General features: G+C 71.5%; 17 protein-coding genes. 15 read left to right on the top strand and 2 right to left on the bottom strand.

Annotated features, from left to right (window positions below):
• Positions 1–163 precede the first annotated feature (163 nt).
• The 8 genes from BLV05_RS29210 to BLV05_RS29175 all read left to right on the top strand — a co-directional run bounded on the left by BLV05_RS29210 (position 164) and on the right by BLV05_RS29175 (position 10,185).
• Complete coding sequence (locus BLV05_RS29210) at positions 164–1,411, top strand: hypothetical protein (RefSeq protein ID WP_152691034.1); 1,248 nt, start codon at positions 164–166, stop codon at positions 1,409–1,411.
• A 103-nt stretch (positions 1,412–1,514) separates the two neighbouring features.
• Positions 1,515–2,456 (top strand): ribokinase, encoded by a 942-nt coding sequence (locus BLV05_RS29205; RefSeq protein WP_197683389.1) that lies wholly within the window; start codon positions 1,515–1,517, stop codon positions 2,454–2,456.
• Between the two features lie 72 nt (positions 2,457–2,528).
• The gene (locus BLV05_RS29200) at positions 2,529–3,593 is read left to right on the top strand and encodes a LacI family DNA-binding transcriptional regulator (RefSeq protein ID WP_052763026.1); all 1,065 of its coding nucleotides are present in this window, start codon (positions 2,529–2,531) and stop codon (positions 3,591–3,593) included.
• A gap of 272 nt (positions 3,594–3,865) precedes the next feature.
• A complete protein-coding gene (locus BLV05_RS29195) occupies positions 3,866–5,227 on the top strand; it encodes an ADP-ribosylglycohydrolase family protein (RefSeq protein WP_063932634.1) in 1,362 nt (453 codons plus the stop codon).
• Between the two features lie 48 nt (positions 5,228–5,275).
• Entirely contained in the window at positions 5,276–6,571 is a 1,296-nt protein-coding gene (locus BLV05_RS29190; RefSeq protein WP_046771991.1) for an ABC transporter substrate-binding protein, read from the top strand.
• A 49-nt stretch (positions 6,572–6,620) separates the two neighbouring features.
• Positions 6,621–8,060, top strand: a complete 1,440-nt coding sequence (locus BLV05_RS29185; protein ID WP_046771992.1) for a DHA2 family efflux MFS transporter permease subunit — start codon at positions 6,621–6,623, stop codon at positions 8,058–8,060.
• The gene (locus BLV05_RS29180; RefSeq protein ID WP_046771993.1) at positions 8,057–9,091 is read left to right on the top strand and encodes an NAD(P)-dependent oxidoreductase; all 1,035 of its coding nucleotides are present in this window, start codon (positions 8,057–8,059) and stop codon (positions 9,089–9,091) included. Before BLV05_RS29185 ends, BLV05_RS29180 begins: the two co-directional genes overlap by 4 nt.
• Entirely contained in the window at positions 9,088–10,185 is a 1,098-nt protein-coding gene (locus tag BLV05_RS29175; protein WP_046771994.1) for a Gfo/Idh/MocA family protein, read from the top strand. The genes BLV05_RS29180 and BLV05_RS29175 overlap by 4 nt, the downstream gene beginning before the upstream one ends.
• Positions 10,186–10,234: 49 nt before the next feature.
• On the opposite strand, the gene BLV05_RS29170 is transcribed toward BLV05_RS29175, so the two are convergent.
• Complete coding sequence (locus tag BLV05_RS29170; RefSeq protein ID WP_046771995.1) at positions 10,235–10,672, bottom strand: GlcG/HbpS family heme-binding protein; 438 nt, start codon at positions 10,670–10,672, stop codon at positions 10,235–10,237.
• Positions 10,673–10,780: 108 nt separating this feature from the next.
• Here BLV05_RS29170 and BLV05_RS29165 point away from each other — a divergent pair, with 108 nt between their 5' ends.
• From BLV05_RS29165 to BLV05_RS29135, 7 genes are all read left to right on the top strand, one after another.
• Entirely contained in the window at positions 10,781–11,539 is a 759-nt protein-coding gene (locus BLV05_RS29165; protein WP_052763027.1) for a FadR/GntR family transcriptional regulator, read from the top strand.
• A 223-nt stretch (positions 11,540–11,762) separates the two neighbouring features.
• Positions 11,763–13,379 carry an ABC transporter substrate-binding protein gene (locus BLV05_RS29160; protein ID WP_046771996.1) on the top strand — a complete coding sequence of 539 codons (1,617 nt, stop codon included), beginning with the start codon at positions 11,763–11,765 and terminating at the stop codon, positions 13,377–13,379.
• 24 nt (positions 13,380–13,403) lie between these two features.
• Positions 13,404–14,321 carry an ABC transporter permease gene (locus tag BLV05_RS29155; RefSeq protein ID WP_160312821.1) on the top strand — a complete coding sequence of 306 codons (918 nt, stop codon included), beginning with the start codon at positions 13,404–13,406 and terminating at the stop codon, positions 14,319–14,321.
• Positions 14,318–15,220, top strand: a complete 903-nt coding sequence (locus BLV05_RS29150; protein WP_052763028.1) for an ABC transporter permease — start codon at positions 14,318–14,320, stop codon at positions 15,218–15,220. The genes BLV05_RS29155 and BLV05_RS29150 overlap by 4 nt, the downstream gene beginning before the upstream one ends.
• Complete coding sequence (locus BLV05_RS29145) at positions 15,217–16,194, top strand: ABC transporter ATP-binding protein (protein ID WP_046771998.1); 978 nt, start codon at positions 15,217–15,219, stop codon at positions 16,192–16,194. The genes BLV05_RS29150 and BLV05_RS29145 overlap by 4 nt, the downstream gene beginning before the upstream one ends.
• An 8-nt stretch (positions 16,195–16,202) precedes the next feature.
• A complete protein-coding gene (locus BLV05_RS29140) occupies positions 16,203–17,216 on the top strand; it encodes an ABC transporter ATP-binding protein (protein WP_197683388.1) in 1,014 nt (337 codons plus the stop codon).
• Positions 17,213–18,217 carry an amidohydrolase family protein gene (locus BLV05_RS29135; protein WP_052763029.1) on the top strand — a complete coding sequence of 335 codons (1,005 nt, stop codon included), beginning with the start codon at positions 17,213–17,215 and terminating at the stop codon, positions 18,215–18,217. The genes BLV05_RS29140 and BLV05_RS29135 overlap by 4 nt, the downstream gene beginning before the upstream one ends.
• Here BLV05_RS29135 and BLV05_RS29130 read toward each other — a convergent pair.
• Positions 18,201–19,001, bottom strand: coding sequence for an ABC transporter ATP-binding protein (locus BLV05_RS29130; RefSeq protein ID WP_046771999.1), 801 nt, complete (start codon positions 18,999–19,001; stop codon positions 18,201–18,203). The two genes, BLV05_RS29135 and BLV05_RS29130, sit on opposite strands and share 17 nt — an antisense overlap.

Raw genomic sequence — 19,001 nt, 5'->3', positions numbered from 1 at the left:
ATCGAGCTGCGGATGTCCTCACGCGCCGGTCGATCGATGGCGCCCGAGAGTTGCCATTCGCGTCGCTTCACGAGATGCTGGCGACAGTTCAACACGGGTTGCGCAAGCTGTCAACACATATTGCACGGCCGGTCCTAGCCACCTAGCGGAATGACGAGGAGCCATGACGAGATCTGCGCGGTCCGATCCGATCAGGGGCGTGGCGGTCGGCGAACCGTTCGTGTACAGCGACAACTCCGGCGACAACTGGATCGCGGCGCTCGGCGACGACGGCACCCTCTACCTGCCGTCGAACGACTCAGGCGGCTTCAGGCTCTGGCAGCGGGTCGCCGAGGCGCTGGGTCTGCCGGGGGAGGAGGGGGAGCGGCTGAAGCAGGCCGACGACGCCGTCTACGACCCCGACGAGACGCTCAAGGGCTACCTGCGCGAAGCCGAGGCGCTCGGTGTCGCCGGCTCGACAGTGGTCTTCAACACGCTCACCGGCGACGACCCATACACGCTGGCCGGCACGACGATCACGACCATGCCGGAGTTCTACGCACTCGACCAGCAGACCATTCGCGATGCGCAGTACTTCAAGGCCAACGGGCGGCTGCCGGCGCAGCAGCTCAACGATCGGCTCACCTGGAAGTCGAGCGGCTGCACCTACGCCGACGGCCGGCTGTACTGGGCACTCACCCGCAACGGTTATGGCGAGATGGCGGGCGACCCGCACCACCGCGAGACGCAACAGAACACCAGCATCATCGTCTCAGCCGACGGAGGTCACACCTGGTCGCCGAACGCCGAACAGGCGCTTGCGCACCCGATGTTCCCGGGCACGTCCTTCGCCTCGCCCTACTTCATCGACTACGGCGAGGGCACCGAGCGACCGCACGGAGCCGACCGATACGTCTACGCCGTCTCGAACAACGGGTTCTGGGACAACGGCGACTACCTGGTTTTGGGCCGCGTCGCCCGGGACAGGCTGGCCCGGCTCGACGGCTCCGACTGGGAGTTCCTGGAAGGTGACGACGGCAGTGTCGACACGAGCTGGGGTCACGACCCCGCTCGTGCACGGCACATCCTCGAACGCCGCGGCCGGCTCGGCCGGTCGGGCGTCAGTTACCTTCCCCACCGCGGTCGCTACGTGACTATCCGCTGGCACTACCCGGCCGGGAGCGGCAAGGTGGACTGGCCCGAGTCGACGGGTGTGACCGACGAGACGGTCTGGGACTTCTGGGAGGCGCCGACGCCATGGGGTCCCTGGGTGCAGGTGGGTGCGCACGCGTTCTTCCCGGCCGGCTACTACGTCCCGGCGATCCTGCCGCGCTGGCAGTCCGCAGGCCGGGTGTACGTGCTCACGGCGGGCGACTTCAGGAAGCCGGCCGAGCACTACAAGCTGACCGTCGTGCCGGTCGACCTCCGATAGGACCCTGCTCGCTTCCTCCGATGTCAACCCGTATTGCACAGGTGTCAACTCGCGTTGAGAGTATGATCTCTCCGCGAACGAGTTCAGAACCAAGGGAGTCCCTGTGGCGAGCAGTGTGATCGTCGTCGGTTCGGCGAACCAGGACTACGTCATGTCCATCGACGCCCTTCCAGCGCCCGGCGAGACCCGTCTCGCCGAGTCGTTCCAGAAGTTCCCGGGCGGGAAGGGCGCCAACCAGGCCGTGGCATGCGCCCGCCTCGGCGTGCCGGTCAGCCTCGTCGGCGCCGTCGGCGACGACGCCGACGGCGCCCTCATCATCCGTGACCTGCGCTCGGAGGGAATAGACACCAGCGAGATCGAGATCACGACGAGCGAGCGGACCGGCATGGCGATCGTCTCGGTGCTGCCCGGGGGTGAGAACACGGTCACGGTCGTGCCGGGTGCGAACTTCACGCTGGCGCCGGCGCGCATCACGCGGGCGGTCCAGCGCCTGGCCGCCGACGAGAGCATCGTCGTCGTGCAGGCCGAGATCCCGGTCGAGTGCATCGAGGCGACCGTGCTTGCCGCGTCGGCCGTGGGCGCGCGGCCCGTTCTCAACCTCGCACCGTTCGTCGAGCTCGACGCCGAGACCATCGGCCGTGCCGACCCGCTCGTCGTCAACGAGGTCGAGGCGGCGTTCCTGACCGGCTACGTCATCGACGGGCCGGCGCTGGCCCAGCGGGCGGCCGAGGACATCGCGCGGCGCGCGCGGTCGGCGGTCATCACGTTGGGCGCAGCGGGCGCCAGTTGGGCGTCCGCCGAAGCCAGCGGTGTGGTCCCGGCGCTCCCGGTGGCGAACGTCGTCGACACGACCGGGGCCGGCGACGCCTTCATCGGCGCTGTCGCGGCGATGTTCACCGAGGGCAGCAGCCTCGAGAACGCAGTCCGCGTCGGCGTCGAGGTCGGAGCGCTGGCCGTCACCCGGGTCGGCGCACAGGCCTCGTACCCGCTGCGCGAGGAGGTCCGTCAACTTGCGGCGACCACTCCTCGAGCGTCTGCGGGCTAATCTGCGGGGAGCGTGGTGGAGTTGTCGCGGCCCCGGTCGCCAGGGAGGGACCCGCAGCATGACGGGCGGAGCATGAAGATCACCCGGTTGGACGTCGCCCGCATGGCCGGCGTGTCGCCATCGGTCGTCAGCTATGTCACCAACGGAGGCCCGCGGCCCGTCTCGGCCTCCGCGCGGGCCCGGGTCGAAGCCGCCATCGATGCGCTCGGGTATCGTCCCAACGCCCTGGCCAACGCCTTCCGCGACGGCCGCAGCTCGTCCGTCGGGCTGCTCATTCCCGGCCCGCTGAACCCGTTCTACGCCGAGATGGCGCAGGTCATCGAGACCGAGCTGGTCCGGCACGGCTATCTGCTCTCGATGGCCATCAGCACGTTCAACGCCGGGCGCGACGAAGTGCAGCTGCGCTCGTTCGACGATCGCCGCATGGCGGGTGTCATCGTCGCGTCGGGTGCCGTCCCGTCATCGCTCGACCTGCAGGAATGGAGCATCCCGCGGGTCGTGCTCGACGACGTGCCGGGTCTGGACACCCCGTCGGTCTTCACCGACGACTTTTACGACGCCGGCCGCGCCGTCGACCATCTTCAGATGCACGGCCACGAGGTGATCGGCTGCATCGCCGGCCCCGCGGTCTGGCGCGACTGCGCCCTCCGCGTCGACGCGTGGCGGGCGCGGCAGGAGATGGCCGGGCTGCCGGCGGACCGCGAGCTGGTCGCCTACTCCGACGTGAGCGAGCAGGGCGGATCGATGGCGCTGCGGATCCTCCTGTCCGACGAGTCCTACCGCAGCTCACGCCGGCGGCAGAAGCCCACGGCGGTCTTCGTCAACAGCGACGTCCAGGCTCTCGGGGCGTTGCGTGCCTGCCACGAGCTCGGCATCCGGATACCGGATGACCTCGCGATCGTCTCCTTCGACGGAGTGCGGTACGGACTCTTCAGCAACCCCCGCCTGACGACCATGCGCCGGCCGCTCCAGGAGATCGTCCGGACCGCGGTGAGTCTCCTTCTCGGCGACGCCCGTGACGACTCGGACGGGCAGCCGGCCGCCCCGATCCGCGTGGCGCTGCGCGGCAACATGTTGATCGGGGAGAGCTGCGGGTGCGTGCCGGCCATCTCCTGGCACGGCGGGATGATGAGCTGACGTCCCACCCGGAAGCCCGCTCGGGCTTCTGACGCGGCGATCATGCGGCCGGGTGCCTGGGACCTCTCCCGGCGGCTGGCGGTTGCGCCGGCATCTGCCGTCCCGCCGGCACGGTACAAAGCGCGCCGTCGCCTTTCCGTCGGAGGCCGCGATCGGCGTGCAACGCGTGTTGACTTTCCAACAACGCGTGTTGATACTTCCTTCCAAGGGTTCGCTGCGCGGTCCGCGCGCCCCTCATACGGCTCCGTTCTCGAGAGAAGGCAGGCGACCTGATGCACGGTGCGCTCAACCCCCGTCATCTGCTCCGTGCGGAGCTCGCGCAGCGCGAGGAGAGCGGCTACGACGTCGGCGACATCGCGCAGCGGGTGGCCCGCGGCGGCGGGGTCGACGCGTTCGGCCGAGACGAGGCCGAGGCGCTGCTCGACGAGCTCGAGCGGGCAGGCCGCCGCGCCGGCTGGGCCTACGACGAGCCCGAGGAGCTCGCGGAGATCATCGAGGCGGCGCGCTGGCCGGTCGCCGGGACGGCCGTCGAGCTGGGGGACGAGTGGCGCGCCACTCTGACGCGTGCATGGACCGGGCGCATCGCCGGCAACATGCTGGGCAAGCCGGTCGAGGGCTGGCCGCGCGACGACATCCGGCGGCTGCTCGACGCGTACGCGGCCTGGCCGCTGCTCGACTACTTCCCGGCCCCGCTGCCCGAGCACGACGACCAGCGCGAGTACAACGCGTGCTGGGTCGAGACGACCCGGGGACAGATCGACGGATCGGCCCGCGACGACGACGTCGACTACACCATCCTCAACCTGCATGTCCTGAGCACCCTGGGTGCGGGCTTCGGCACCGAGGACGTCGCGGCCGCCTGGCTGTCGATGATGCCGTTCCTGCAGACCTATACGGCCGAGCGGGCGGCGCTGCGCAACCTTGTGCGGGGTCACGAGCCGCGCCGGGCGGCGCTGTGGCGCAACCCCTACCGCGAGTTCGTCGGCGCCGCCATCCGTGCCGACGTGTTCGGCTACGTGAATCCGGGCGACCCGGGTCGAGCGGCCGAGTTGGCGTATCGCGACGCGGTGCTGTCGCACACGGCGAACGGCGTGTATGGAGAGATGTGGTGCGCCGCGCTCGTCGCCGCAGCGTTCGCGGCGGGGTCGGCCGAGGAGACCCTGGACCGGGCGCTGCAGGTGGTGCCGGAGCGATCGCGGCTGTACGAGACGGTCGGCCGGGTCCGCGACTGGTGGGCGGCGGGCCTCGGCTGGGACGAGACCCTCGACCGGATCCGAGCCGAGACCGGCGATCTGAGCTGGGTGCACATGCTGCCGAACGCCGCCGTGCTCACCGCCGGCCTGCTGTACGGCGACGGTGACTTCGACCGGACTATCGGGCTGACGGTGTCCGCCGGCCTGGACACCGACTCCAACGGTGCCACGGCCGGCTCGATCGCGGGCATTCTCGCGGCGTCGATCGACGAGCGCTGGAGCGCTCCCCTCGATGACCGAGTCAGCAGCGCCGTCTTCGGCTATGCCGAGTCGTCCATCGGGACGCTCGCCGAGCTGACCGCCGACGTGGCCGAGGCCGTCCGCCGTGGCTCGCTCGAGGCGGTCCGGCCCGGCACCGCCGGCCCGCGGGACCTGTGGTGAACGGGTGCGGCACCGATGAGACCAGGATCGATCTTCGAGGAGGAAGACATGTCTGAGCTGATGGCCCGACCGAGCCTGGTCTCACGCCGGACCGTGCTGGCCGGTGCGCTCGGCGCGGCTGGAGTGTTGCTCGCGGGGTGCGGCGCCGGCGGTACCCGGTCCGGGTCGGCGGGGACCATCTCGTGGGCCAGCTGGGGCAACCCGGGCGAGGTGGAGCGGCTGGAGCAGTTCAACGAGCACTACTCTGACGAGACCGGCGTGCAGCTGGACTACCAGTTGGTCACCGGCGACTACGTGCAGAAGGTCCGCACCCAGCTGGTCGGCGGGCAGGCGCCGGACGCGTTCTGGGCCGACGACTCCATCATGGGCCAGGCGATCCAGTCCGAGCTCACGGTGAACCTCAGCGAGCTGGCCGGTGACTCCGGCGTTGCGTTCGCCTTCGACGACTACTACCCGGCCCTCGCGAGCTTCTGCCAGGCGCCGGACGGCTCGTTCTACGGCGTTCCCATCGACGCCAACCCCATGGCGTTCTGGTTCAACAAGGACCTCCTGGCCGAGGCCGGCATCACCACCGACCCGGCGCAGTTGCAGGAGGCCGGGAGCTGGGACCGCGCCGCGCTCACCACCATGCTCGGGCAGCTCAAGGACGCCGGCATCACTGGCCTGATCTACGAGGCGACCTGGTGGTCGATCTTCAGCTGGATCAGCACTTTCGGCGGCGCGACGTTCGACGACACCGGCCGGGCCGTCTTCCACGAGGATCCCACCGCGCTCGACGCACTGGAGTGGCTCTTCGACCAGACGAAGGAGGGCACCGCGGTCTTCGCGGGCAGCCTCCCGGAGGGCCAGGGCGTCGATGCCCTGTTCTACTCCGGCCAGCTCGCCACCATCCAGTACGGCCGGTGGATCCTGCCGAACCTCGAGCAGCTGTCGTTCGGGTACGACATCGCGCCGCTGCCCTCGGTCACCGGCGCGGATGTCTCCAGCGTGGCGGTCCTGGTGGGCGCCATGTGCGTCAACACCGATGCGGGCGACGTCGACGCCGCTGCGCGGTTCGTGGCGGCGTTCACCGACCAGGACGGCGCCCGCTTCCGCCTGTCCGACGGCGGCAACGCCGTCCCTGCGCTCAGCGGGATCAGCGAGGTCGTGACGGAGGGCGGCCTGCCCGAGCACGGCAGCTGGTTCAACGACATCGCGGCCAACGCCTTCCACCCCACGTTCCTGCGGGACTACCCGGACCGCAACGTCGGCCTGCCCCAGACGATGGACGCGCTGTTGCGCGACGGCGTGGACGCCAAGACGTTCGCCGAGCAGACCGCGGCGATGGTCAACGGTGAGCAGTGATGCCGTCCGGCGGTGTCACCGCACCTGACCGGACGGCCTAGGCCGGGCGATGCGTCCAGGGATCATCGCCACCCTCCTCGTGTCGACCGTGATCGTGGTGCTCAACGAGACCATCATGGTGGTGGCGCTGCCGCACGTCATGGTCGATCTCGCGATCAGCGCCAGCGCTGGTCAGTGGCTGACGACGGCCTACATGCTGACCATGGCCGTGTTGATTCCGACGAGCGGCTTCGTGCTCCAGCGGTGGTCTGCTCAGGCCGTCTTCGGCGGCGCGCTGGGGGTGTTCACGCTCGGCACCCTGCTGGCCGCCGTCGCGCCGGGCTTCCCGTTACTGCTCGTGGCACGGGTCGTCCAGGCGGCCGGCGCGTCGATGATGGGTCCGCTGCTGATGTCGACGGTGCTCAGGACGGCAACGCCCGGGCAGCGCGGCCGGCAGCTCGGCACCGTGGCGATCGTCATGGCGGTGGCGCCGGCGCTCGGCCCCGTCGTGTCGGGCCTGCTGCTCCAGTTCGTGTCGTGGCGCTCGATGTTCCTGCTCGTACTGCCGGTCACCGTCGCGGCCCTCGTCCTCGGCCTGATCCGGCTGGCCGGGGCCGATCAGGCACAACACCGGCGTCTGGACGTCGTCTCGGTGGCCCTCTCGATCCCCGGGTTCGGCTGCCTCGTCCTCGGACTGAACAGGCTGGCGGAGTCCGGCGAGAGCGGGGTACCGGCCCAGGGCCTGCTGGCGCTCGGGATCGGCGTCGTCTGCCTGGCCGGGTTCTTCGCCAGGCAGGTCCGGCTGCAGGACTCCCGGAACCCGCTCCTGGATCTGCGGGTGCTCGGGTACGCCAGCTACCGGTGGAGCATCGGCGTGCTCCTGCTCGCCATGATGGTGAACTTCGGCGTCGTACTGCTGACCCCCCTGTTCCTGCAGAACGTGCGTGGCCTCGACCCCATGACGACCGGCCTGGTGATGCTCGGTGGCGGCGTGCTGTCGGGCGTGGTCGGACGGGTCTCCGGCAGGCTCTGCGACCGCTACGGGCCGAGGTGGCTGATGACCCCTGGTGCGGCGATCCTCACGCTCGCCACGTTCACCTTCGGGTTGTCGATCTCACAGGGCCCGGTGTGGCTGCTCGCCGTCCAGTACGCGCTGATCGTGGGCCTGGGCATGGGCCTGATCGCCACCCCCGCCCTCACCAACGGCACGAATCCGCTGGAGCCGCAGCTCTATCCGCACGGCATCGCGTTCGTCTCGACCTTTCAGCAGGTCGCCGGCGCGGCGGGGAACGCGTTCCTGGTCACCGTCATGACGGTCTACGCCGGCTCCGCCGCCGGCGCGCACCAGGGCGACGCGGCGGGCATCCGGGCCAGCATGTGGGTGGCGGCGGGCATCGCCTTGATCGCCCTCGTGCTGTCGCTCTTCGTGAGACGCGGAGCCGCCGCCGGCCAGCCGCTCGTCAGCCACCCGCTTCATCACATCGTCACAGAGGAGAACTCACCATCATGACCGACGTCATCGTCGTCGACGAGCCGTTCGAGCGGCACTGGTCCTTCACCGCTGAGCATGCGATGAGGCGGTGGGGCGCCGGCCGGACGCGGCTCCTGCGGCTCGCGCCGGGCGACGACCGCCCGCTTGCGATGCTAGACCTGCCGTCGAGCACGACGCGGCTGCTCGTGCTGGCCTTCGGCCGCGACCTCGCGCTCGACGACGGCGCGCTTGCCCGCTGGCCCGGCCTGAGCGAGGCCGGGTTCGCCGAGCCGCCGCCGGACGAGACGCTCCAGCGGCTGCGGGCCCGCGGGATCGCCGTCTACCAGCAGCGCAACGAGGGCTTCTGGGCGCAGTCGGTGGCGGAGTTCGCGCTCGGCCTCACGATCGCCGGGCTGCGCCGGATCCCGCAGACCTACCAGGCCATGCAGACCTCACCGGATCCCTGGAGCTACATTCCGCCCGAGGGCGGCGGACGCCCGTTCACGCGGGCGGCGCAGTTCGGCGACGACCCGGCCTTCGTCTCGGGCACCGTGTCCGGCAAGCGGGTCCGCGTGGTCGGCATGGGGAACATCGGCACCCGATACGCAGCGTTCTGCTCCATGCTCGGCGCCGACGTCGCCAGCTGGAGCCGGTCTGCGCCCGACCCGGTGTTCCACCGCTCGGGCACGCGTCGCGAGCCGCGGCTCGAGGAACTCGTCGCCGACGCGGATATCTTCGCGCCGATGGTGCCGCACCTGCCGGCCACCGAGGGACTGATCACCGCCGGCCTGCTCGACGCCCTCCCCGTAGGCTGCCTGGTCGTGTGCGTCACCCGGATGCAGATCCTCGACGCGGACGCACTGCGCCGCCGCGTCCTCGCCGACGAACTGGCGCTGGCCGCCGACGTGTTCGACATCGAACCGCTTCCGGCCGGCGATCCGCTGCTCGGACGGCACAATGTCGTCCACACGCCGCACAACGCCGGACGAACGATCGACGCCAACAACGCCTACGCCGACGACCTGCTCGACCAGTTCCGGCGCGTTCCGACGACTGAGCTGACGGCATGAGCGGCGACCTCACCGTCGCCGTCGTCGGCCTGAACTTCGGGGCGCTGTGGGCGCCGCTCTACCAGCTCCACCCGGACGTCGGCAGAGTCGTGCTCTGCGACCCGTCATCGGAGGCCCTCGACCGCGTCGGCGCCGCGACCGGGATCACTGATCGGAAGGCGGATCTCGCCGACGTCCTGGCCGACGAGCGGGTGGACGCCGTCCACCTGCTCACGCCCTTGCACCTGCACGCCGAGCAAGCGTTGGCGACACTGCGCGCGGGCAAGCACTGTGCCGTCGCGGTAACCCCCGCCCTGGACCTGACCGGGCTCGAGGAGCTGGTCCGGGCGCAGCAGGAAACCGGCCTCAACTACATGATGATGGAGACCGGCGCTTACAGCGATGCCGTCATCCACCTGCGTGACCTGATCACCAGCGGCACCTTCGGCGAGGTCACCTTCGCCCGCGGCGAGCACCACCAGGACATGGAAGGCTGGCCCGGCTACTGGGTCGGGCTGCCACCGATGTGGTACTCGATCCACGCACTCGCCCCACTGCTGGCGATCCTCGGCGCCCGGCCCGTGTCGGTGCGCGCCCTCGGCTCCGGCCGGCTACCGGACGATCGGGCGGCGACCTGGGGTAATCCATATCCACTCGAGATCGCGCTCTACGCACTGGCCGGCAGCCCCGTGAGCATCGAGGTCACCCGTTCGATGTTCCAGACGACGCGCAGCCCGGTGGAGTCGTTCTCGATCTGGGGCGAAAAGCACGGCCTGGACTGGGGGAGGACGACGGACGAGACCCCGCTGTTCTACTCGTGGGGAACACCTGGTCCTGGCGGCCGCGGCCGGACGGTGATCGCCGAGCCGTTCACGCCGCCGGACCTGTCACACACCGTCCCTGCCCGGCTCCGGCCTGTCCTGCGCCACCCGCACAACTACCAGGGCGCCTCACCTCGGCTGGTACACGAGTTCGTCCAAAGCATCATCGACGGCCGTCGGCCGGCGTTGGACGCGGTGGTCGCAGCGCAGTGGACGGCGGCCGGCTTCGCAGCCCACGAGTCGGCGATGAACGCTGGCGCTGTCGTCGAGATCCCCGCCTTCGACGTCAGCTGATCCCACCAGGCCCAAGGCACCGAACGGCGAGTTCGACGCACACGCGGCGTCACGAGCCGGCGCCGGTGTCGGCGCTCAAGCCCGCGGCGACAATACCGGCGACCGCGCAGGCCTCGTCGGCGTCGGGGAGGTGGCCGCTGACCCCGACGGCGCCGACGAGCCGGCCGGCGTCGTCGGAGCGGATCAGGACGCCGCCGGGTACCGGCACCAGTGCGCCGCCGGCCAGGACGGTGACCGCGTTGATGAACTCCGGATGGGCGGCGGCGCGGGCCTGGAGCGTGCGGCTGCCCGTGCCCATGCCGAGCGCGCCCATGGCCTTGCCGCGCGCGATCGCCTCGCGGTAGAGGCTGGAGCCGTCCTCCCGGACGAACGTCACCAGGTGCCCGCCGGCGTCGAGGACGGCGACGGTCATCGGCGGCAGGTCGAGCGAGCGGGCGTGATCGAGCGCCTCAGCGACGATCGTGCGGGCGGCGGCGAGCCCCAGCATGCGGGCCTCCTCGGCAGGTCGACGTGAAATGGCACAACACCCCTGTAGACTTGGTGACCAAGCTACCAGCGACAGCCGGGCACGGCACCTCGACCGAAAGGCGCGACCGTGAGCACCGAGACCTTCCCCCGGGCCGGGTTCCAGCGTGAACGACTGAGCGTCGCCGACGAGGTGCTGCGCGACCTCCGGTCGAAGATCCTCTCCGGCGAGGTCACGAAGGGCTCGAAGCTCCCCTCCGAGCGCGAGCTGGCCGCCTTCTACGACGTCAGTGGCCCGACCGTGCGCGAGGTGATCCGTGCGCTCAAGGCGATGAGCCTGGTCGAGGTGCGGCACGGCTCGGGCACCTATGTCTTCGCCGACTCCGCGACGCTGCTGTCCGAGGCGTTCTCGGCGGTGGTCCAGCTCGACGAGATCGACCTCGCCAGCGTGCTGAGCCTCACCGACGTCGTGTACGAGCAGGCCGTCGGGCTGGCTGTCGACGCGGCCAGCGACGCCGAGGTGGGCGAGCTGCGACGGCGCGCGGAGCGGTTCGCCCAGCCGATCGCCGGCGCCGACGAGTTCGAGGTCGCGCTGGAGGGCTTCCTGACACACCTGGTCGACATCTCGCACAGCCGGCTGCTCCAGGCGATGTCCCGGTTCCTGGTCCAGGCACACCTCACGCTGGCTAGAAGTGCGGCACTGACCAGCCCGCCGATGTGGGACCGCATCGCCGGCCGGCTGATCCCCGAGCGGCTGGCCATCGTCGAGGCTCTGGAGCAGCGCGACCGCGCCGCGGCCGCCGGCGCGGTGAAGGCGTACACGTCACACGGCCGCAACCTGGTCGGCGAGCACGCGAACTGGCCCGCTCCCGTCGCCCAGCCGGGCTGACGCGCCGCCCGAAGCGGCAAAGAGAAAGTCTCCTGGTCTCTTGCGCACCAAGTCACCTTGGTTTAACTTGGGCGTGATGTGACCCACACCACGCACGGCGACGACGCGCGGATCCCGCGGAGTCGCACCCGCACGGTCCGCGCCCACCGGCGGCGACCTACGCCCTGCGCGCACCGCGACGGCGATCCCTACAGGAGTCTCGGATCCTCTGAGAGGACACCTCATGAAGCTCTTCCACACCGTCACGGGGCGCCGGCTGCGGGTGGCGGGCGCCGGTGCGCTGGTCCTGGCCGCGACGGCGTGCGGCGGCGCGGCCAGTGGCGACACCGGCAGCGGTGACACCCTCACCGTCGCGGTCCCGACGCTGGGGACGATGGACTTCGCGCCCGCCACGTCGGAGGGCGACAACGAGAAGTTCCTGATGATGCTGGGCGACAACCTCGTCGGGGCCGACCCCGGCACCGGCGAGATCGTGCCCGAGCTCGCGGAGTCGTGGACGCTGTCGCCCGACGGCCTGGTGTGGACGTTCACGCTGCGGCCGGACGTGCAGTTCCACGACGGCTGGGGGACGGTGACCGCCGACGACGTGATGTTCTCCTGGGGCGAGTGGATCTCGGAGGAGTCGCTGCACCCGAACGCCGACCAGTACCGCCGCGCGGTGGGCGGCACCATCGCCGGCTTCCGGGTGATCGACGACCTGACCTTCGAGCTGCACGCCCAGGAGCCGGTGACCGAGCTGCTGCGCCTGGTGTGCTCCTGCAACCCGGGCATGACGGTCTTCCCGCGCGAGTACTACGAGCAGGAGGGCGAGGCCGCCGACGACCACCCGATCGGCACCGGGCCGTGGCAGTTCGTCAGCGCCTCGCCGGGCGACGAGCTGGTCTTCGAGCGGTTCGACGAGTACTGGGGCACCGTGCCCGAGGCGCAGCGGCTGGTGATGAAGGAGGTGCCGGACGACTCCGCGCGGCTGCTGCAGGTGCAGTCCGGCGCCGTCCAGATGGCGCAGCTGTCGGGCTCGCTCGTCGGCGAGGCCGAGGCGGCGGGCGTCGCGATCATGACGATCCCCGACATCGCCAACGCCTGGGTCGAGCTCGGCGGCTCCTACTGGGGCGAGCCGGAGCTGGACGCCGGCAGCCCGTGGATCCAGGCCGACGAGCCGGAGAAGGGCCTGGCCATTCGCGAGGCGCTGAGCCTGGCCATCGATCGGGAGCTGATCCTCGAGGAGGTGCTGTCCGGGTACGGGCAGCTGACGACGGCGCCGCTGTTCCAGTTCCCCGGCAACCCCGGCCTCGCCGACGAGTCGCTGGGCTACCCCGAGTACGACCCGGACCTGGCCCGGCGGAAGCTCGCCGAGGGCGGCTACCCGGACGGCTTCGAGGTCACCATGCCGATCTACAGCGTCGACATCGACACCGCCGCGATGACCGAGGCGATCGCCGGCATGTGGGAGGAGATCGGCATCAACGTCACCCGCAAGCCGACCGAGGAGGGCCTGCAGCGCGACCTGGAGATGGAGTACGCGACGCAGGGCCTGGCCTACGTCCGCCTGACCGGGCCCAACCCGGAGATGGTCCGCTACGTCAAGGGCCTCGGGCCGTTCGCCATCATCACCCACCCGCTGATCACCGAGGCGTACGAGGCGATCACCGCCGAGCCGGACGAGGCCGCCAGGTCGGCCGTCTACCGCGGCGTCAGCGCGGCGCTGCGGGAGAACGAGATCGCGCTGACGCTGATGACCGGCGACATGCTGTTCGCGGCGAGCGACGACATCGAGTCGTGGACGCCGATGCCCAGCATCAACGCGATCAACCGGCTCGAGACCGTCACGTTCGCGGATTGACGGGAGCGCGACATGGTCGTCCGCATGATCGTGGCGCGCGTGGGTCAGGCGGTGCTCAGCCTGCTGTGCGTGGCGCTGCTGATCTTCGTCCTGGTGCGCCTCACCGGGGACCCGGTCAACTTCCTGCTGACCAGTGAGGCGTCCCAGGACGACATCGACCGGGTACGCGCGGAGCTCGGCCTCGACCGGCCGGTGTGGGTCCAGTTCCTGACGTTCCTGGAGAACCTCGCCCAGGGCAACCTCGGCGTGTCGCACCGGCTGGACGCCTCGGTCACGGAGGTCGTCGGGCTGCGGCTGCCGGCGACGCTGTCGGTCGCCGGGCTCGGGCTGCTGCTCGTGCTGGTCATCGGCGTGCCGCTGGGCGTGTACTCGGCCGTGCACCGCGGCGGGCGGCTCGACGCCGTCGCCCGGGGTATCGCCGCGCTGGGCCAGGCGACGCCGGCGTTCTGGCTCGCGCTGATGCTCATCCTGGTCTTCTCGGTGAACCTGGGCGTACTGCCTCCCGGCGGTCAGGACGGGCCGCGGTCGCTGATCCTGCCGGCCGTCGCGGTCGCGTTCGAGCCGCTGGCCCGGCTGATCCGGCTGCTGCGGTCCAGCATGATCGAGGAGCTGCAGTCCCCGCACATCCGGTTCCTGCACATCAAGGGCCTGCCCGAGCGCAAGGTCCTGTGGGTGCACGCGCTGCGCAACGCCGGCCTGACGTCGCTCACCTACCTGGGCATCCTCAGCGTCAGCCTGATCATGGGCTCGGTGCTGGTGGAGACGGTGTTCAGCCTGCCGGGGGTGGGCCGCCTGCTGGTCGAGAGCATCTACTACCGCGACTTCAACGTCGTCCAAGGGATCGTCATGCTGATGTCGGCGGGATACATCGTGGTCAACCTGCTGATCGACCTCGCGCAATTGGTGCTCGACCCGAAGCTGCGGACGGCGGTGCCGGCGTGACCACCAGCATCGTCGCGGCGGAGCCGCTGGCCCCGGCGAACCGGCCCGGCGACCGGAGGGAACGCCGGCGGCTGGTGCCGGCCGTCCCGCTGGCCGTCCTCGGCGTCCTCGTCCTGCTGGGGCTGCTGGCGCCGTGGCTGACGTCGTACAGCCCGCTCGACGGCGACCTCAACGCGCGGCTGGTCCCGCCCGCCTGGCTCGACGGCGGGTCGGCGGCGCACCTGCTGGGCACTGACACCGCCGGCCGCGACGTCCTCACCCGGCTGCTCTACGGCATCCGGACGTCGCTGCTGGTCGTGGTGCTGGCGCTGGCCGTCGCGGTCGTCGTCGGCACCACGGTCGGCGTGGTGTCCGGATTCTTCGGCGGCTGGGTGGACGGCGTGCTGATGCGGCTGGTCGACGTGGCGCTGTCGGTCCCGCCGATCCTGCTGGCGCTGTCCGTCGCGGTGGCGGTGGGCGCGTCGTTCCGCAGCATGATCCTGATCCTCGGGTTCTTGGTGTGGCCCGGGATCGCCCGGCTGATCCGGGCCGAGACGCTGAGTCTGCGGCGCGGCGAGTTCGTCCGCTACGCCCGGGCCGTCGGCCTGTCGCGGCGCTGGGCCATGGGCCGGCACATCCTGCCGAACATCCTCCCGACGCTGCTGGTCGCGACGACGCTGGAGGTCGCGACGGTCATCATGACGGAGGCCGCGCTCGGCTTCCTGGGCGCCGGGGTGCCGCCGCCGCAGCCGTCGTGGGGCGTGATGATCGAGGAGGGCAGCGCGCTGATCGCGACCGGCTGGTGGATCGCGCTGTTCCCCGGCCTCGCCATCGTCGCGACGGTGATCTGCACGAACGCGCTCGGCGACTGGCTGCGCGATCACCTCGATCCGCGGACGCGGGGGAGCCGGGCCCGATGAGCCACCCACTGATCGAGGTCGACGCACTCACCGTCACCGTCCCGGGGCGCGCCCGCGGGAGCCGCGCCGTCATCCTCGACGACGTCTCGCTCACCCTCGACGGCGGCGGCACGCTCGGGCTGGTCGGCGAGTCGGGCTCGGGGAAGTCCATGACGGCGCTGGCGATCATGGGGCTGCTGCCGCCGGGCGCCCGGGTCGAGACCGGCGCGATCCGGCTGGACGGCGACGACCTGGTGGGCAGGTCGAAGCGCGAGCTGCAGCGGCTGCGCGGCCGGACGCTGTCGATGGTGCTCCAGGACCCGATGACGGCGCTCGACCCGGCCTTCACGATCGGCGCGCAGCTCCGCGAGCCACTGCGCCAGCACCGCGGCCTGCGGGGCCCGGCACTGGGGCGGGCGGCCGTCGCGGCGCTGGAGTCCGTGCACGTGCCCAGCGCGGCCGAGCGGGTCCGCGCCTATCCGCACCAGTTCAGCGGTGGCATGCGGCAACGGGTGACCAGCGCCATCGCGCTGGCCGGCGAGCCGCGGCTGCTGATCGCGGACGAGCCGACGACGGCGCTGGACGTCACCACGCAGGCCCGCTACCTGGCGCTGCTGCGCGAGCTGCGGGAGCGCACCGGCTTCGCGCTGCTGTTCGTGTCGCACGACTTGATGGTGGTCCGCGCCGTGTGTGAACAGGTCCTGGTGATGTACGCGGGCCAGGTCGTCGAGTCCGGCGAGACGGCGTCGGTGTTCACCGACCCGCGGCACCCGTACACCCGGGCGCTGGTCCGGGAGATCCCCGCGCCGGGCTCCGCCGAGTGGCTGGTCCCGATCGAGGGCCAGGCGCCCGACCCGCTCGACCACGTCGAGGGCTGCCGGTTCGCCGCGCGCTGCCCGCTGGCCGAGGCCGCGTGCCGCGAGTCCGTCCCGCCGCTCACGCCGCGCGCGGGCGGCGGGACGGTGCGCTGCTTCCGCGCGGACGCCGAGGGGTGATGGCCGACATGAGCCAGTCCAGCGCCGTCGAGGCGGCGACGTCCGCGCCGACCGGGCCGCCCGCCCTGGAGGTGCGCGGCGTGACCGTGCGATACGGCGGCAGCGACCGGCCGTGGCGCCACGCCGCCGGCGTCCTGGCGCTGGACGACGTCAGCCTCACCGTGCCGCGGCACGCGTCGCTGGGGATCGTCGGCACGACCGGGTCGGGGAAGTCCACGCTGGCCAAGGCCGTCATGGGCATGGTCCGCCCGACAGCCGGCACGGTGCTCGTCGACGGCCGCGACGTGCACGCCCGGGCCGCCGCCGACGCCGCGCTGGTGCGGCGCCGGCAGCTGGTGCTGCAGGACCCGCACTCGTCGCTGGACCCGCGGATGAGGATCGGCGACATCATCGCCGAGCCGCTGCGGGCCGGTGCGCGGGTCTCCCGCGACCGGCGGCGCGAGCGCGTCGCCGAGCTGCTCGAGCTGGTCGGGCTGCCGCCGGGGAAGGCGTCGATGTATCCGCACCAGTTCAGCGGCGGCCAGTTGCAACGTGTCGCCGTCGCCCGCGCGCTCGCGCCGGAGCCGAGCCTGATCGTGCTGGACGAACCGACCTCGGCGCTCGACGTCTCGGTCCGGGCACAGGTGCTCAACCTGCTGCGCCGGCTCCAGGACGCGGTGCGGGTCTCGTACGTCGTCATCTCGCACGACCTGCTGACTGCCTCGTACCTGGCCGAGCGGATCGCGGTGTTCCACGAGGGCCGGGTGGTGGAGATCGGCACGCCGGAGGAGGTCTACACGGCGCCGGTGCACCCCTACACGGCCGAGCTGCTGGCCTGCGTGCCGACGGCGGACGGGCGGTTCGTCCAGGCGCCGCGGCCGGGGCCGCCGGTGCACGCGATCCCGGCGGCGCCGTTCGTCTGCGCCTTCGCGCCGGATTGTCCCGATCATCCGTCGACGGCGCCCAGCGACGATCCCGGAGGGCTGCGCCTCCGTCCGTCCGGCCGCCAGGTCGCCTGCTTCGCCGCCGGCGGCCCGGAGTGAGCGGCGGCCCCGGGGCGCCGGAGATCGTCGACCTGCACGCCCACCTGCTGCCGGAGGAGTGGCTGACGACGGTCTCCCGCGATCCGGACGCCTACGGACTGGCCGCCGTCGGGGGCGACGACGGCGCCTGGATGCTCGTCCGGCCCGACACGGGCGAGGAGTTTGCGCTGCCGCGTTCGTTCTGGTCGGTGCCGGACCGGCTGGCCTGGATGCGTGAGCGCGGCATCGCCAGGCAGCTGGCCGCGCCGCCGACGTTCGCGCTGTTCTACGATCTGCCCCGGCCGCAGGCGTGCGCGGTGGCCCGCCTGTTCAACGAGACCGTGGCGGCGGTGGCGAAGGCCGCCGGCGACGCGTTCATCCCCGCCGCGACGGTGCCGCTGGGCTGGCCGGACGCCGCCGTCGCCGAGCTGGAACACGCCGTCGAGGTGCTGGGCCTGCCGATTGTCTACGTCGGCAGCAAGGTGCGCGACGCCGACCTGGACGACCCCGAGCTGCGGCCGTTCCTCCGCCGCGCGGCCGAGCTGGGCGTCGCAGTGCAGATCCACCCGGCGCAGCATCTCGCCGACCCGCGGCTGCGCCGGTACTTCTTCGAGAACCTCATCGGCAACCCGATGGAGACCGCCGTCGCCGCCGGCAAGCTGATCGCGGCCGGCGTGCTCGACGAGCTGCCGGACCTGCGGATCGCGTTGGTGCACGGAGGCGGCGTGCTGCCTTACCTCGCCGGCCGCCTGGACCACGGCTACCGCCACGTGCCGCTGGCCCGGCACAGCCGGGACCGGCCGAGCAGCTACCTCGGCCGGTTCCTCTACGACACGATCACGCACGACCCGCGGGCGCTGGAGTACCTGGTCCGCACCGTGGGCCCGGAGCGACTGGTGGCCGGCACCGACGCTCCGTACGCGATGGGCGACGACGACCCGCTCGGGACCCTCGCGGCGGCCGGGCTGGACCCGCGGCGGCTGGCCGCCACCGCGGACCGGTTCGTCACGGCGCCGGCGTGAGCCGCGTTGCGGCGCTGTGGATCTGGGCGTGCACCCGGGCCCGCAGCTGCGCGAACTCAGGCAGCGCCCGGGTGCGCAGCTGATCGCGCCCCGGCCCGAACGGCACCCGGATCGTGTCGACGACGACCGCGGGGGAGCCTCCGAGCACGACGACGGTGTCCGCCAGGTAGATCGCCTCGTCGATGTCGTGCGTGATCAGGATGACCGCCTGGCCGCTCTCGTCGCGCACGCGGAGCGTCAGGTCCTCCAGCTCGGCGCGGGTCTGGGCGTCGACCGAGGCGAACGGCTCGTCCATCAGCAGCACCGGCGGGCCGAAGGCGAGCGCTCGTGCGATGGCGACGCGCTGCTGCATACCGCCGGACAGCTGCCACGTCCGGCTATCGGCATGCTGGTCCAGGTTCACCTCCGCGAGCGCGGCGCGCACCCGCTCGTCGCGCTCGGCGCGAGACGTGCGGCCGAGCAGCGGGAGCGCGACATTGTCGGCGACCGTCATCCACGGCATCAGCGAGCGGCTGTAGTCCTGGAAGACCAGCCCGACGGAGCGGCTGGGGCCGGTCAGCCGCGCGCCGTCGATGAACACGTCGCCGTGCGTCGCGAGCTGCAGGCCGGCGATGCACCGCAGGATGGTGGTCTTGCCCACCCCGGACGGCCCGACGATGCAGACGAACTCGCCCTTCCCGGCGGTGAAGGAGATCCGGCCGAGGACGCGCCGGCGGTCCCTCCCGACGACGTACTCGTGGCCGACGTCGCGGACGTCGACGAGGCGCGGGTCTTCGACGGCCAT

It is taken from the genome of Jiangella alkaliphila, assembly GCF_900105925.1.
Taxonomy (GTDB): Bacteria; Actinomycetota; Actinomycetes; order Jiangellales; family Jiangellaceae; genus Jiangella; species Jiangella alkaliphila.
Note: the sequence above shows the minus strand (reverse complement) of the source record. Positions and strands in the feature narration are given on the sequence as shown.

Excerpts from the sequence above, each read along its gene's own strand:
- BLV05_RS29210 (WP_152691034.1), top strand. The coding sequence starts at position 164 with ATGACGAGATCTGCGCGGTCCGATCCGATCAGGGGCGTGGCGGTCGGC.
- BLV05_RS29200 (WP_052763026.1), top strand. The coding sequence starts at position 2,529 with ATGAAGATCACCCGGTTGGACGTCGCCCGCATGGCCGGCGTGTCGCCA.
- BLV05_RS29195 (WP_063932634.1), top strand. The coding sequence starts at position 3,866 with ATGCACGGTGCGCTCAACCCCCGTCATCTGCTCCGTGCGGAGCTCGCG.
- BLV05_RS29190 (WP_046771991.1), top strand. The coding sequence starts at position 5,276 with ATGTCTGAGCTGATGGCCCGACCGAGCCTGGTCTCACGCCGGACCGTG.
- BLV05_RS29185 (WP_046771992.1), top strand. The coding sequence starts at position 6,621 with ATGCGTCCAGGGATCATCGCCACCCTCCTCGTGTCGACCGTGATCGTG.
- BLV05_RS29180 (WP_046771993.1), top strand. The coding sequence starts at position 8,057 with ATGACCGACGTCATCGTCGTCGACGAGCCGTTCGAGCGGCACTGGTCC.
- BLV05_RS29175 (WP_046771994.1), top strand. The coding sequence starts at position 9,088 with ATGAGCGGCGACCTCACCGTCGCCGTCGTCGGCCTGAACTTCGGGGCG.
- BLV05_RS29170 (WP_046771995.1), bottom strand. The coding sequence starts at position 10,672 with ATGCTGGGGCTCGCCGCCGCCCGCACGATCGTCGCTGAGGCGCTCGAT.
- BLV05_RS29160 (WP_046771996.1), top strand. The coding sequence starts at position 11,763 with ATGAAGCTCTTCCACACCGTCACGGGGCGCCGGCTGCGGGTGGCGGGC.
- BLV05_RS29155 (WP_160312821.1), top strand. The coding sequence starts at position 13,404 with ATGATCGTGGCGCGCGTGGGTCAGGCGGTGCTCAGCCTGCTGTGCGTG.
- BLV05_RS29145 (WP_046771998.1), top strand. The coding sequence starts at position 15,217 with ATGAGCCACCCACTGATCGAGGTCGACGCACTCACCGTCACCGTCCCG.
- BLV05_RS29140 (WP_197683388.1), top strand. The coding sequence starts at position 16,203 with ATGAGCCAGTCCAGCGCCGTCGAGGCGGCGACGTCCGCGCCGACCGGG.
- BLV05_RS29130 (WP_046771999.1), bottom strand. The coding sequence starts at position 19,001 with ATGGCCGTCGAAGACCCGCGCCTCGTCGACGTCCGCGACGTCGGCCAC.